The 13394-nt window shown below is 63.4% G+C and carries 18 protein-coding genes; 16 read left to right on the top strand and 2 right to left on the bottom strand.

Translation table 11 applies throughout. The features are described from left to right. The first annotated feature begins 83 nt into the window (after positions 1-83). Together G3N95_RS04895 and G3N95_RS04890 are read left to right on the top strand one after the other, a co-directional pair. Complete coding sequence (locus G3N95_RS04895; protein WP_205968866.1) at positions 84-578, top strand: hypothetical protein; 495 nt, start codon at positions 84-86, stop codon at positions 576-578. A 1-nt stretch (position 579) separates the two neighbouring features. Next, complete coding sequence (locus G3N95_RS04890) at positions 580-1326, top strand: beta-ketoacyl-ACP reductase (protein WP_205968865.1); 747 nt, start codon at positions 580-582, stop codon at positions 1324-1326. Positions 1327-1646: 320 nt separating this feature from the next. On the opposite strand, the gene G3N95_RS04885 is transcribed toward G3N95_RS04890, so the two are convergent. After that, positions 1647-2261: a LemA family protein gene (locus G3N95_RS04885; protein WP_205968864.1), complete on the bottom strand. Its 615-nt coding sequence runs from the start codon at positions 2259-2261 to the stop codon at positions 1647-1649. A gap of 219 nt (positions 2262-2480) precedes the next feature. On the opposite strand from G3N95_RS04885, the gene atpD reads away from it, so the two are divergent. From atpD to G3N95_RS04825, 12 genes are all read left to right on the top strand, one after another. Beyond that, positions 2481-3956 (top strand): F0F1 ATP synthase subunit beta, encoded by a 1476-nt coding sequence (gene atpD / locus G3N95_RS04880; RefSeq protein ID WP_205968863.1) that lies wholly within the window; start codon positions 2481-2483, stop codon positions 3954-3956. Between the two features lie 12 nt (positions 3957-3968). Further along, positions 3969-4400 carry a F0F1 ATP synthase subunit epsilon gene (locus G3N95_RS04875; protein WP_205968862.1) on the top strand — a complete coding sequence of 144 codons (432 nt, stop codon included), beginning with the start codon at positions 3969-3971 and terminating at the stop codon, positions 4398-4400. Beyond that, the gene (locus tag G3N95_RS04870; protein ID WP_205968861.1) at positions 4397-4711 is read left to right on the top strand and encodes an AtpZ/AtpI family protein; all 315 of its coding nucleotides are present in this window, start codon (positions 4397-4399) and stop codon (positions 4709-4711) included. The genes G3N95_RS04875 and G3N95_RS04870 overlap by 4 nt, the downstream gene beginning before the upstream one ends. Continuing rightward, positions 4704-4997: an ATP synthase subunit I gene (locus G3N95_RS04865; RefSeq protein ID WP_205968860.1), complete on the top strand. Its 294-nt coding sequence runs from the start codon at positions 4704-4706 to the stop codon at positions 4995-4997. The genes G3N95_RS04870 and G3N95_RS04865 overlap by 8 nt, the downstream gene beginning before the upstream one ends. After that, positions 4994-5692 carry a F0F1 ATP synthase subunit A gene (locus G3N95_RS04860; RefSeq protein ID WP_205968859.1) on the top strand — a complete coding sequence of 233 codons (699 nt, stop codon included), beginning with the start codon at positions 4994-4996 and terminating at the stop codon, positions 5690-5692. The genes G3N95_RS04865 and G3N95_RS04860 overlap by 4 nt, the downstream gene beginning before the upstream one ends. Next, positions 5689-5934: a F0F1 ATP synthase subunit C gene (locus tag G3N95_RS04855; RefSeq protein ID WP_205968858.1), complete on the top strand. Its 246-nt coding sequence runs from the start codon at positions 5689-5691 to the stop codon at positions 5932-5934. Before G3N95_RS04860 ends, G3N95_RS04855 begins: the two co-directional genes overlap by 4 nt. A gap of 7 nt (positions 5935-5941) precedes the next feature. Further along, positions 5942-6685, top strand: coding sequence for a F0F1 ATP synthase subunit B (locus G3N95_RS04850; RefSeq protein WP_205968857.1), 744 nt, complete (start codon positions 5942-5944; stop codon positions 6683-6685). Then, positions 6672-8249, top strand: a complete 1578-nt coding sequence (locus G3N95_RS04845; RefSeq protein WP_205968856.1) for a F0F1 ATP synthase subunit alpha — start codon at positions 6672-6674, stop codon at positions 8247-8249. Before G3N95_RS04850 ends, G3N95_RS04845 begins: the two co-directional genes overlap by 14 nt. Then, positions 8230-9111, top strand: coding sequence for a FoF1 ATP synthase subunit gamma (locus tag G3N95_RS04840; protein WP_205968855.1), 882 nt, complete (start codon positions 8230-8232; stop codon positions 9109-9111). The genes G3N95_RS04845 and G3N95_RS04840 overlap by 20 nt, the downstream gene beginning before the upstream one ends. Next, entirely contained in the window at positions 9108-9560 is a 453-nt protein-coding gene (locus G3N95_RS04835) for a hypothetical protein (protein ID WP_205968854.1), read from the top strand. Before G3N95_RS04840 ends, G3N95_RS04835 begins: the two co-directional genes overlap by 4 nt. A gap of 209 nt (positions 9561-9769) precedes the next feature. Beyond that, positions 9770-10018 (top strand): hypothetical protein, encoded by a 249-nt coding sequence (locus tag G3N95_RS04830; RefSeq protein ID WP_205968853.1) that lies wholly within the window; start codon positions 9770-9772, stop codon positions 10016-10018. A 178-nt stretch (positions 10019-10196) separates the two neighbouring features. After that, positions 10197-11036 (top strand): potassium channel family protein, encoded by an 840-nt coding sequence (locus G3N95_RS04825; RefSeq protein WP_205968852.1) that lies wholly within the window; start codon positions 10197-10199, stop codon positions 11034-11036. Between the two features lie 13 nt (positions 11037-11049). Here the strand turns inward: G3N95_RS04825 and G3N95_RS04820 are convergent, their stop codons facing one another. Beyond that, positions 11050-11466: a hypothetical protein gene (locus tag G3N95_RS04820; RefSeq protein WP_205968851.1), complete on the bottom strand. Its 417-nt coding sequence runs from the start codon at positions 11464-11466 to the stop codon at positions 11050-11052. Between the two features lie 250 nt (positions 11467-11716). Here G3N95_RS04820 and G3N95_RS04815 point away from each other — a divergent pair, with 250 nt between their 5' ends. Further along, positions 11717-12187 carry a universal stress protein gene (locus G3N95_RS04815; protein ID WP_205968850.1) on the top strand — a complete coding sequence of 157 codons (471 nt, stop codon included), beginning with the start codon at positions 11717-11719 and terminating at the stop codon, positions 12185-12187. Between the two features lie 68 nt (positions 12188-12255). Continuing rightward, positions 12256-13392 carry an ABC transporter permease gene (locus tag G3N95_RS04810; protein ID WP_205968849.1) on the top strand — a complete coding sequence of 379 codons (1137 nt, stop codon included), beginning with the start codon at positions 12256-12258 and terminating at the stop codon, positions 13390-13392. Positions 13393-13394: the final 2 nt, after the last annotated feature.

The raw sequence follows: 13394 nt of genomic DNA, 5'->3' as shown, positions 1-13394 counted from the left end.
AATCGCGATGTAGTACGCGCGACTAGAGTGGACATCGAAGCGTGTGCCGACTCACGGACCGCTCTCCATAAGGAGCATGGATCATGAACCGCTTACCGGACGCTGCTGCACCGTTAGAGATTTGCCGGGCCGAACTCGCTGAGCCGATCCGGCTGACGGAACTCGCGGAAGACTGGCGGCGTGATCTGAACGCATTGGAGAGCCGTAGCATCAGACGGGATCGTGATGCCGTACGTCGCATCGAGGCGGCGCTGGCGCAATCGGGCGACTTGTATGCGTTTACGTCCGCCCTGCAGTGCGCGATGCAGGCCTATGCGAACGAGACCCTTTCAATCTGGGGCGACGCTGCGTTGAACACCGCACAGCATCAGGCTCGACTGATCGACGAACTCACGCAACTTTCGGGCGCATGGCGGGTGTTCTGTTTCGCTCCGCTGCAAAAGCTGCCCGGTGCCGATGCCCCTCCGGGAACTTTCAGCGCATGGCTGCGTGCCTGTCAGGACGAAATGCTGAGCGTCGTGCGCTCGTCTGCGGCGCAGTCGCGCGTGCCGGCCAGTACGGTAACGACAGGAGGCTGAGATGAAAACAGACCGTGTGGCGTTCGTCACGGGTGGCATGGGCGGCCTGGGCGCAGCGATCAGCAAGGCGCTTCACGACGCGGGAATCAACGTGGCGATGTCATATTCGGCACGAAACGATCACGTCGCGACATGGCTGATGAAGGAGCGCGACGCTGGCCGCAACTTTCATGCATACGAAGCCGACGTTGCCGACTTCGATTCATGCGAGCGCTGCGCGCGCCGCGTGCTCGACGAACTCGGTTCGGTCGACATCCTCGTCAACAATGCGGGCATCACGCGTGACACGACCTTCGCGCGCATGAGCAAGACCGATTGGGACAGCGTGCTGCGAACGGATCTTGACGGTTTGTTCAACATGACGAAGCCGTTCTTGCCGGGCATGGTCGAACGCGGGTTTGGACGTATCGTCAACATCGGATCGGTGAACGGGTCGCGGGGTGCGTTCGGACAGACTAACTATTCGGCGGCCAAGGCGGGTGTTCATGGTTTTACGAAGGCGCTCGCGCTGGAAGTCGCAAAGCGCGGCGTCACGGTCAACACCGTATCGCCGGGCTATCTCGCAACGGCGATGGTCGAAGCGGTGCCGCGCGAGATCATGGAAGCGAAAATCTTGCCGCAGATTCCCGTTGGGCGTCTTGGACGGCCGGAGGAAGTGGCTGCTCTCGTCGCGTTTCTATGTTCCGATAGCGCGGCTTTCATCACAGGAGCCGACCTGGCCATCAACGGCGGCATGCACATGGAATGACGGCTTCGGGCTCATCGGATTGCACGGTGGCTTCCAGATGGAGATGACACGCATGTCGGAGGCTCGCAGCGCATTTCTTGTCGTGTGCTACTCGCCGCGCAGCAGCAGGGCCTGACGTATCGCCGCCGAAATGCTGGCCTCGGAAGTCGGTGCTCCGGACTCTCGAACGACAGCGGTTTTCAGGTAGGTCGCGGGTCGTGTGATGCTCCTCGGAGAAGGGTACGTGCCGTGTTGTGCAAGCGGACAGCGCGCGATCGATTCAGATCGACGGGTTTCGTCCGCAGAGCCGGAAAATCGGCGTGCCCGTTTGCCTTGCCCGATCAGACACGCAGCGAGCCGCGCAGCGTACCGAAGTCTGTGCGCGGACGGCGATGCACTGGCGAGCTGTCCGGGGTGGAGAAGGTGGGTTTGTCCTGATCGGCATGAAGGGCTTCAGCCAGATCGAGCGGAAAGCGATGCAGCGACGCATTGTATTGAAGCGCCGCATCGTCGTAGCGCTCTCGCGCAGCCGCGATGCGGGCCGCCGACGCCGCAAGCCGCATTTGCAGCGTCCGGAAGCGGGGCGATGTGTCGAGCCGGCGCACGGACTCGCACACGACCATGAGTTGCGAGATCGCCTCCGTCATCTGACGTTGCGCGACATCGAAGCGTTCGAACAACGCGGGCTCGTCCACGACAGCAGGTGTCGCATGCAAGGCTTCGATGGCTGAACGGGCGTCGACTATGTCTTTGAGTGTGGATGCCTCTGCGGGCAGATAGTGGCGGGCGAGGGCGGTGGCCTCGTCGGCCAGGCCGAGACGTTCGTCATAGATCGCGATGACATCGGAGAAAGCTGCCCTGACCTGGTCATCCGCATGGAGCGACGGAGCAATTCCACAGCCTGCCAGTGCATGGAGGGCAAACAGGACGGGGATGATCAGGATGGCTTTCATCATGTCGACCGTGCTCCCGGTGTGTTGTCCATCAGATCGAGCGTAGACGGGTCCGCACATATCGGATTGATCGCTGTCAATCGACTCACATTTTCAGAGGGACATGCTGGATGTCGTTCGCGCGATGCGGACCATGCGTGCAGTCATTGATCAGGATCAGTTGTGACAAGGCGCCGGCCGTTATCTTGAAAGGGTTCAGGAATTCGGTGTGGAGCATAAGACGTGTCGATTCGCGACAGTGGGGAAGCCAGCCAGGCCGCAAGCAACGTTGCGACGGGACGCGTGATTGCAGCGCGCGGCGCCGTTGTCGATGTCGATTTCGCCGGCGATGTGCTGCCGCCCGTCGACACGGCCATGTTCATCTCGACGCGCGATGGCCGACAGCCGATTCTCGCGGAAGTACAGGCACACGTCAGCGACACGGTGGTGCGTGCGCTCGCGCTGCAATCCACGGCAGGGGTTGCGCGCGGCATGCCTGTGCATGCGACTGGCCGGCCGATCGAGGTTCCCGTGGGCCCCTTGACGCTCGGGCGGCTATTCGACGTGTCGGGATCTGTCCGGGATTCGGGCGCCCCGCTGCCGCGAAGCGTCGAGCGTCGTCCGATTCACCGTGCACCGCCGGCGCTGTCCGCGCAACGCGGCGCGACTCGGGTGTTTGCGACCGGGATCAAGATGATCGATCTGCTCACACCGCTCGCGCATGGCGGCAAGGCGGCGATGTTCGGCGGTGCCGGTGTGGGAAAGACCGTGCTGGTGATGGAACTGATTCATGCGATGGCCGAGCAGCACAGCGGGATCTCTGTTTTTGCAGGCGTCGGCGAGCGCTCGCGCGAAGGCCACGAGATGCTTTCTGACATGCGCAGTTCGGGCGTGCTGCCGCGCGCCGTGCTGGTCTACGGACAGATGAACGAGCCGCCGGGGGCTCGCTGGCGAGTGCCGCTGACGGCGCTGACGATCGCCGAGTACTTCCGCGACGAACGCCATCAGAACGTGCTGCTGCTGATGGACAACGTGTTCCGGTTCGTGCAGGCGGGGGCGGAAGTTTCAGGGCTGCTAGGGCGCATGCCGTCGCGGGTTGGCTATCAGCCGACGCTCGCGAGCGAGGTTGCCGCGCTGCAGGAGCGGATCGCGTCGGTGGGCGAGGCGGCCGTGACGGCGATCGAAGCTGTCTACGTTCCCGCCGACGATTTCACCGATCCTGCCGTGACGACGATTTCGTCGCACGTCGACAGCATGGTGGTGCTGTCGCGTGCGCAGGCGGCCGAAGGCATGTACCCCGCAATCGATCCGATCGCCTCGACGTCGATCCTGCTCGATCCGCTTGTGGTCGGCGATGAGCACGCAAACGTCGCCAATGCCGTGCGACGTGTGATCGAGCATCAGCGCGAACTGCAGGACGTGATCGCGCTGCTCGGCATCGAGGAGCTCGGTGCGGACGACCGCCGGATCGTGACGCGGGCTCGCCGTCTGCAGCGCTTCCTGACGCAGCCGTTCTCGGTGACGGAGGCGTTCTCCGGGCAGCCCGGCCGGTCGGTTGCGTTGACGGACACCATCGCCGGCTGCAAGGCGATTCTCGACGGCGAGTGCGATGACTGGCAGGAGAGCTCGCTTTACATGATCGGTGCACTCGACGAGGCGCGTGCGAAGGAAACGCACGGCAGGCAGACAAGGGCCGCCGCCGCTGCCGCTGCGGGCTAAGGAGGTGCGCCCATGACGGACGTATCGCTCAATTTGACCATCGCGACACCGGCGCAGGTCGTGGTCGATGGCTTGCCGATCGCCTCGTTGCGCGCGGAAGACGAAGGCGGAGGATTCGGCATTCACGTCGGACATGAGGACATGGTGACGCTCCTCAGCGCTTCCGTCGTGAGGTGGATCACGCCGGATGGCATCGCGCATTTTTGCGCCGTGGATGGCGGCGTGCTGATCGTGTCGAACGGCGCGGCCGTGTCGATCGCATGCCGGGAAGCGGTGCCGGGCGAGTCGCTTCCACGGCTGGAGGCTGAGGTGCACGACGTACGTGCGGCACAACTGGATGCGATGCGGCGAGCACGTGTCGAGCAGACACGCCTGCACGCTCATGCTGTTCGGCAGATGTTGCGTTACCTGCGTCCACAAATGGCGCGCGGAGTACCCGAATGACGAGGCAGCGGAACGGACACGCCACACCGGACGATCCCGTCGCCAAAGCAGCCCGGCGCGCCGCGAATCGCGACGCGATGGGACGCGAAGACCGGGAACCGTCTCTCGCCGCGCGGCTCGGGCAGATCGGCATTCTGGGTTGGACGATCGTGTTGCCGACGCTTGTCGGCCTCGCGCTGGGTCGCTGGCTTGACCGGCTGATGGGAACGCGAGTGTTTTTCTCAGCGCCGCTTCTGATGCTCGGCGCAGCGATCGGATTCTGGTCGGCATGGAAATGGATGCATCGGCAGCAAAGGAGAGATCGTGATTGATGCCGCTTTCGCTCATCTGCACAGTGCACTGGCGCTGTTCGTCGCCGGGCTCGCAGTCGGGCTGCTGGTGGGCGCAGTGCACTTCGCCTCGCTGCGCAGGAACGCCGCGCTCTTCGTTGCAGGGCGCCCGTTCGGTGCGCTGCTGCTGCAACTGTCGCGTTTCGCGCTGACGGCGGCCGTGTTCGTCGTATTGGCGAAGGCGGGCGTGCTGGTCTTGCTCGGCGGATCGGGCGGCTTCATGTGGACGCGCTGCATCGCGCTCACACTCCGGCGAGCCGAACCATGATCCATTCGCCATTGACCACCGAACCCCTTCTGCATGTCGGGCCGATCGCGATCAGCGCGCCCGTGATCGTCGGCTGGGCGATCGTTGCGAGCCTCGCGATCGGCGCTGCGCTGCTGACGCGCAAGCTGGCCATCGCGCCCTCCAGAGTGCAGGTGGTACTCGAACTGCTGGTCGAAACCATCGATGCCCAGATTCGCGACACCATGCAAACCGATCCTGCCTCGTATCGCCCGCTGATCGGCACGCTCTTCCTGTTTGTGCTGGTCGCCAACTGGTCGTCGCTCGTGCCAGGCGTCGAGCCGCCTACGGCACATCTGGAAACCGATGCCGCGCTTGCCTTGCTCGTGCTGCTAGCGACAGTGGCGTACGGCGTTCGCTCGCGTGGCGTGCGCGGATACCTCGCTACCTTCGCCGAGCCGACGTGGGTGATGATCCCGTTGAATATCGTCGAACAGCTCACGCGAACCTTTTCGCTTGTCGTGCGCCTGTTCGGCAATGTGATGAGCGGTGTGTTCGTCATCGGCATCGTGTTGTCGCTCGCGGGCCTGCTCGTGCCGATTCCGCTGATGGCGCTCGATCTGCTGACGGGCGCCGTGCAGGCTTACATCTTCGCCGTGCTCGCGATGGTGTTCATCGGCGCGGCCGTCGGCGACACGAGGCATCCGGCTGACAATAACCAGAAGGAGCATGCATGAATGTGATCGAAATCATCAGCATTGCCGCCGCGGCACTCGCTGTGTCGTTCGGCGCGATAGGTCCGGCGCTTGCGGAGGGCCGTGCTGTGGCGGCCGCGATGGACGCGATTGCGCGGCAGCCCGATGCTGCGGGCACGTTGTCCCGAACGCTGTTCGTGGGCCTCGCGATGATCGAGACGATGGCCATTTACTGCCTCGTGGTCGCGTTGCTTCTGCTGTTCGCCAATCCTTTCGTGAAGTGACGCGGCGATGAAGATCGACTGGTCGACGCTGGCGTTGCAGACGGTCAATCTGCTGGTGCTGCTGTGGCTGCTGCAGCGCTACCTGTTCCGTCCCGTCGCCAGAATCATAGCGGAGCGCCAGGCCGCGGCGCGGGCACTCATCGGCGATGCGGAAGCCGCGAAGCTCGCTGCCCGCAAGGAACTCGACTCGATGACGGCCGAGCGTGCGCAGCTTGCCGCGCGAAGAGCCGACGCCCTTGCGCAGATCGAACACGACGCGAGCGAGCAGCGCGACGCGCTGCTCGCGGCGGCGCATGAAGACGCCGACAGACTGCGCGCCGAGGCCATCGTTGAAATACAACGCGACCGTGCCGCGTTGGCCGACGAGGCATCCGCGCGTGCTGTCCGGCTGGCCGTCGACATCGCGTGCAAGCTGCTGGCGCGCATGCCCGATTCGATACGGGTAGAGCCTTTCATCGACGGACTCGTAGACGGCGTGAACCGGCTTTCTTCGGCGGCGCGACAGGAGTTGACCGGGGACGCTTCGCTTGAATTGACGGCGCCGCGCGCACTGACGGCCGACGAGCAGCGCGCGTGCGAGGTCGCGCTTTCCGCCGCGTTCGGACATGCTGTCGCGTGGCACACGCGAATCGACGGCACGCTGGTCGCGGGACTCGAACTGGGCGGCCGGCATGGCATCGTGCGCAACAGCTGGCGCGATCAACTGCAGCAGGTTCACAACGGGTTGCTGAACGACGATGCACACGCTTGACGACACGAACGATGGCTGGCTGGCCTGCAAGCGCAGCGCGCTCGCGGCGATCGAGCTGGAAACGCCCGCGATCGCGATGGGCCGCGTGGAGCGCATCGCCGACGGCATCGCTTTCGTGTCGGGCCTGCCCGACGTCGCGCTCGATGAACTGGTCGACATCGAGAGTGGCGTCACGGGCTACGTGCATTCGCTCGACGTGGACGTCGCGAGTGTCGTCATGCTCGATAGCAGCGGCTCCGTGCAGGCGGGCATGCGCGTGACGCCCCGCCATACCGTGCTCGACGTGTCCGTCGGCGATGCGTTGCTTGGTCGCGTGGTCGATCCACTGGGACGGCCGCTCGACGGCGGCGAACCGATCAGAACGGAAAGCCGGTTACCCATCGAACGCCCGGCGCCCGCCATCGTCGAGCGGGACTTCGTCAGCGAGCCGCTCGAAACAGGTGTGCTGGTCGTCGATGCGTTGTTTGCGATCGGGCGAGGACAGCGGGAACTGATTATCGGCGACCGCGCGACCGGCAAGACTTCGCTTGCAATCGAGACGATCGTCAATCAACGACATAGCGACGTGATCTGCATCTACGTCGCGATCGGTCAACGTGCGACGGCCGTTCAGCGCGCGATCGATGCGATACGGCAATACGGCGCGCCCGAGCGCTGCGTCTTCGTGGTGGCATCGTCGGCCTCGCCGCCTGGATTGCAATGGATCGCGCCGTTTGCCGGCTTCTCGATAGCGGAGTTCTTTCGGGATCGCGGGCAGCACGCATTGATCGTCATCGACGATCTGACCAAACACGCGGCCACGCATCGCGAACTCGCGTTGCTGACACGCGAGCCGCCGGGGCGCGAGGCCTATCCGGGCGATATCTTCTATCTGCATGCGCGTCTGCTCGAACGTGCGGCCCGGCTCTCTGCGGATCTGGGAGGCGGCTCGCTGACGGCGTTGCCGATTGCCGAAACCGACGCCGGCAATCTGTCCGCCTACATCCCGACCAACCTGATTTCGATTACGGATGGCCAGATCGTGCTCGACGCGGGCCTGTTCGCGGCCAATCAGCGACCTGCCGTCGACGTCGGCCTGAGCGTGAGCCGCGTGGGCGGGAAGGCGCAATATCCGGCGCTGCGCGATGTAGCGGGCCGCTTGCGGCTCGACTATGCGCAGTTTCTCGAACTGGAAGTGTTCAGCCGCTTCGGCGGGCTCGCCGACACCCGCGTGGTCGCGCAGGTCGAGCGAGGCAGACGCATCCGTGCGCTGTTCGCGCAGCCGCGCTTTAGCGCGCTACGTGGCATCGATCAGGTCGCGTTGCTCTCCGCGCTGGCTGACGGCCTGTTCGACGGCGTGTCCGTCGAGGCGATTGCACAGGTGCGGCAGCGACTCGTCGCATCCGGTACAGCGCATCGGCTGGCGGGTGACACACACGATGCCGAAGCGCTTTCGGCGCCGCTCGACGATGCGCTGCGTCAGCGCCTGATCGATCTCGTACGGGAAATCGTCGAACGCGCGAAACCGGGTTCGGCAGGCGACCTTGCCCGACAGGAGCACGCCGATGACCAGCCGGCTCAGTGAAATCGAAGGCCGGATGGCAACCGCCCATCAACTGGATGCCGTGATCGGCGCGATGCGAGGGATCGCAGCGGCGCGCGAGCGCGAGGCGCAGGCGCGGCTCGCCGGGATACGTTCTGTCGCGGCGACGGTTGGCGAGGCGATCGGCATGGTGCTCGCGGCAACTGCACATCAAGACCCCCACGATTCTCTGCGGGAGCGCCACCTGGCCCCCGTCCTGATCGTGCTTTGTACGGAGCAGGGCTTTGTCGGCGGATTCAACGAGCGGCTGCTGGAGCGCGTCGAAAGCTGGCCGTCGCGTGAGGCGGCTGCTCTGTTCGTGGTCGGCACGCGCGGTGCGGTGCTGGCTGATGAACGAGGACTCGCGTACGACTGGTCCGTGCCGATGGCCAGTCATGCCGACGACGTGATGCGTGTGGCCGGGCGCATCAGCGATGCCGTGTTTGCGCGCTTTGAAGCGCATCCCGCATCGGCGATATGGCTGATACATGCGTTGCCGGCGCAAGGGGCGCAGTTGGCGGTCGTGACGAGGCGGCTCGTGCCGTTCGATTTCGACCGTTTCAAGATTGCGTCACGTGTGCGGCCACCGTTGCTCATGTTGCCGATAGACAAGATGTTGACCGGGCTCGCCGAGCGTTACGTGTATGTCGAGCTATGCGAAGGTCTCATGTTGTCTTTTGCTGCGGAAAACGCGGCGCGCATGACGGCGATGCTCGCGGCGAGCGATCACGTCGGCGAAACATTGAAAGCGCTGACGCGCGAGGCTCGCATCGTCCGCCAGGACGAGATCACCACCGAAATCGTCGAACTCGCGGTCGCGGCGGCTCCGGTGCCGGGGAGCGCAAGCGGGAAGGATGTGTCATGACGCATGCTCCAGTCCTGCTGTGTGCCGCTCTGTCGGGTTCGATACTGCTGATCGCGTGCTCGACGGCATCCCGGGATGCGGCGTTCCGAAACGAGGAGGTCGAACTTTTCCGTGCTCGCCAGGAGGCCAGCATCGCGTGCGCAACGACGGCCGCTTGCGACGAGGCATGGGTGCGAACCCGGACGTTCGTCCAGACACACTCGGCAACGCGGATCGTGCAGGCAGATGACTCGGCGATCCAGACCGCATTTCCACATGCGTTTGGCTTCGTCTATCTCGCGGCCTCGAAAAGCGCCGACGATGCGGGCAATATCGTCATTCGTCTCAAGGCGATGTGCCGGGGCATGTATGACAGCGACGGCGGCGCGGGGCTGCTGTATTCGACCTGCGCCAGGTCGATCGAATCGGCCGAGGCGGAATTTCACGTATGGGTGAAAGGAAACCGCTGACGGTCCCTGCGGTGGCCGCGCGCGTCACCGGGCGGGATAAAACGGCGAACGCTGTTCGGAGTATTCCTACGTCATGACTTCATCGACTACCAACGTTTAAACCCGCGCCGATTTCAATCGAAGCAGGTGCCCTCAATAATGTACTTAACCCGCTGCCGACAAACAGACTCACGCTCGGTCATGGGTGCAGGACGAACGAGGAGCACGACATGAACGGCAATGGCATTTCCCTCAGAGATCTCGTCGACAAATGGCTCGCGCCGACGCGTTCCATTCCCGCGAGGGTGACCCAGATCGGGCGTTTCGGCGCCAGCGGCGTGCGATTCGTTCGTCTGGAGGGCGCGGTGTCGAATGGTCCATTGAGCATCGTTTTCTTCCGGCACGGTCAAGGCGCCTGGGATGTCTTTCCACCCGTGCCGCATACGCCTGCAATGGGAACACACCTTTTCGCTGCGTGATTCGTACGGGTAGCGGGAAGCGGGTGCGGTCGGCGGCTGATCTGTGTCAAGGCCTGCATCGAAACGTAGCATAGCCTGACAGGCGGAGACACCACTTCAACTTGTCCGCCGGACCGCTCTGTCTCGTTGACGGCGTACCGGCCCAGTGCATAGTCCGCTTCGTTCTTCCCATCGCACAATGGCCAATAGCCTCGGCTTCTTCTCAATCGGTGGCGTGGACTCGCACGACAATCCGCGGGCGGTTCGCGCGTGGCATCACATCCGCTGGTTCCTGTGCGCCTGGAGTCTGCTCGCCATCCCGGCTTTCTACGGCGAACTCACAGCAACCACCGATGCAGCGCTTTTCGCCGCTCGCTCGCTGTATTTGTGCATGTTCGCGGGCTTCGCTCTCTCTATCCTTCGTTTGCTGTATCTCAGCAAGAAGCGCAAGACGCTGCTTTTGCACAATCGCCTGGATGTTCTGATCGCCGCTGGCGCGGCGTTGAGTTCGGCTTGGGGCGCGCCGCCGTGGCAGACGGCCGAATGGGTGTTGCGGCTACTGTTCGTGAGCCTCGTTGCGGTGCGGATCGTGTTGTCCCTGCATGAGTTCTTTACGCCGAACCGGATCGTCTGGCTGTTGGCGGCAGGCGCTGCCGTCCTCGCATTGGCGGGCGGGGGCTTCATGTGGCTCGAGCCCAGAGTGCACACCTACGCCGAGGGCTTGTGGCTCGCATTCGAGAGTAGCGCAACGGTTGGGTACGGCGACATCGCACCGACTACACCCGCCTCGCGCGTGTTCGCTGTATTCGTCGTTCTGCTTGGGTACGGCATGCTGTCGCTGGTCTTTGCCAGTATCGCAGCGGCTTTCATCGGAAAAGAGGAACGCGCGCTGCGGCGTGAGATGCATCGGGACATCAAGCATCTGAATGATGAAATCGCCCGACTGCACGGTGAGCTTCATGCGTTGCGTGACACGCTGGCAAGCTCGGCTGTCGCAACTGGCCAGACAACCCGTCAAGGCCAGCGCGAGCAGGGATAAGGCGCGTCCTGAATCACTCGCCGCGAAAACGCGGTACGGGTATCGATCGTTTGGCAGCACCTCGGGTGGACGGCGTTTGCGCATGCGTGACGTCGGGAGAATCCGTCACGGTGGAGTTCGATAAGGTGCTTACTGGCACTTCGATGGCGGATGCGGGCGTAGAGATCCCCGGGGCAGGATGCGGCACGCTCGCCGCCTGCGCGCACGCCGCGATGTCCGAAATGCGCTTGCAATACAGCATCGCCTGGGACGCGCAGGCAGGCAACATCAAGCTTCCAATCGCGGCATATTCGAGCGGATTGCGAACGGCCGCCGCACGCACCCATGTTTCCTGGCAGAGCGCCATCCAGTTTGCGAACGCTTCGGTGTTGGCCAGCGCGAGCGCCTGCATCGTTGCGGAGCCGAAGGGCTCGGGCGAAAAGGTATCCATCCGTGTCTCCTGTTCGATTCGGGAACTGTGCTGTCCCGTTTGACTGTATGACGGCCACGCCTCAATCCGTTGAGGCACGTCAATCGACGGGACGATTCCAGCAAAACATACGCTGACCCTGCGAGACGTGGAGCCTTGATTCAAGTCAAGCGCGTATCCGCGCAAGCACCGAAGATAAGAAACATGCCATGCGACGCGTGATGGAGCGCGGCGAGTCGTGGTGCAGGAATATTTCAAGGAGGCTTTCACCATGTACAAGCAGATTCTGATTGCACTGGACGGTAGCAAGACGTCGGAGCGGGTGCTGAACGAGGCAGTGAAGATGGCGCGCCTCACGGGCGGGAAAATTCAGGCCGTGTACGTGGTCGACAAGACACCCCTGTTCAGTTACGCGGGGTACTACGATCCCATCGCACTCGTCGATGCATTGCGTAAAGATGGCCGCATCACGCTCGAGAAGGCGGAAGCAGCCTGCCGTCAGGCAGGTGTCGCTTGCGATGCGGAGATGGTCGAGACCGAGCGGCTGAACGAGGACGTCGCGACGACGTTGCAACATTGCGCCGAGCGCCTCGGTGCGGATCTCGTGATCCTGGGCACACACGGGCGGCGAGGCGTGCGCCGCATCGTGCTCGGTAGCGTAGCCGAGCGCTTTGTCCGGTTCGCGCAGTGTCCTGTGCTGCTGGTGCGTAGCACCGAGCCGGAACATGGGGAGCAGGGCTGACGCCTGAGGTCCGTCGGCGGTCGACGGCGCGGCAACGTCCTCGTCCGCCGCCCCTAAGAGGAAACGAGATGAAAGGCATCCTCAGGCTCGCGTTCAAGCTGCTCGTCAACGACAGCGCCAAGTTCACGGCGCTGATCGTCGGCATCACGTTCGCGGTGTTCCTGATGATCGAAATGACCTCGCTGTTCGCCGGCATCCTCAACAAGTCCTCGTCTACCGTGATCAACGTCGGCGCCAAGATGTGGGTGATGGATCCCGCCGTACAGACGATAGCGAGCAGCATCGGCATGCCGGACTACGTGCTCGACGCCGTGCGCAGCATCGACGGTGTCAAATATGCCGTGCCGCTCTACTCAGGTGTCGCGCTGGTGCGTCTGCGCGACGGCGCGTATCAGGCCGTCACGGTGATCGGCCTGGACGATGCGAGCCTGTTCGGCTGGCCCAAGATGAAAGCAGGCCGGATCGAAGACATCTACGCGGAGAACGGCTTTATTGCCATCGAAGACGCGGAATTCGTCAAGCTGCACAATCCCAGGCTCGGCACGGACTTCGAACTCAACGACCATCGCGGCGTCGTGGTCGGTATCGCGACCGTGACCAGCAGCGGCCTGTTCGGCACGCCGACGCTCTACACGACGTACAAGCGGGCAGTCGAATACATTCCGTCGACGCGCTACACCACGTCCTATATTCTCGTCGAGCCTAAATCGCTCGCGGACGTCGCACATATCAAGCAGGTTGTCGCCTCGCTCGGCTACGTTGCGTACACGAAGAAAGAGTTCATGCAGCGTATCTCGCACTTCTACAAATACGAAACCGGGTTGGGCACGAATATTCTGTTGATGACGGCGATCAGCTTCGTTGTGGGTCTGTCGATCTCCGGCCAAACCTTCTACACGTTCATCCTCGAAAACCTGGAGAAGTTCGGCGCACTGAAGGCGATCGGCGCAAAGGGCCACGAGCTGGTCGCGATGATCCTGTTTCAGGCAACGTTTACCGCATTGACGGGCTACGGACTCGGCGTGGGGCTGTGCGCGGCGTCGATCAGTCTCGTCCGGTTGCGGATACCGGACTACGCGGCAATGATCACCTTTGGCAATCTCGCGCTCGCGTTCGCGATGGTCGTGGTGATTGCAGCCTCGTCGAGCTACCTTGGTGTGCGCCGGGTGCTGCGCATCGAGCCGTTCGATATATTCCGGGGCTAGCC

The organism is Paraburkholderia sp. Tr-20389 (genome assembly GCF_017104565.1).
GTDB lineage: Bacteria > Pseudomonadota > Gammaproteobacteria > Burkholderiales > Burkholderiaceae > Paraburkholderia.
This window is presented reverse-complemented; position numbering and strand designations above follow the sequence as displayed.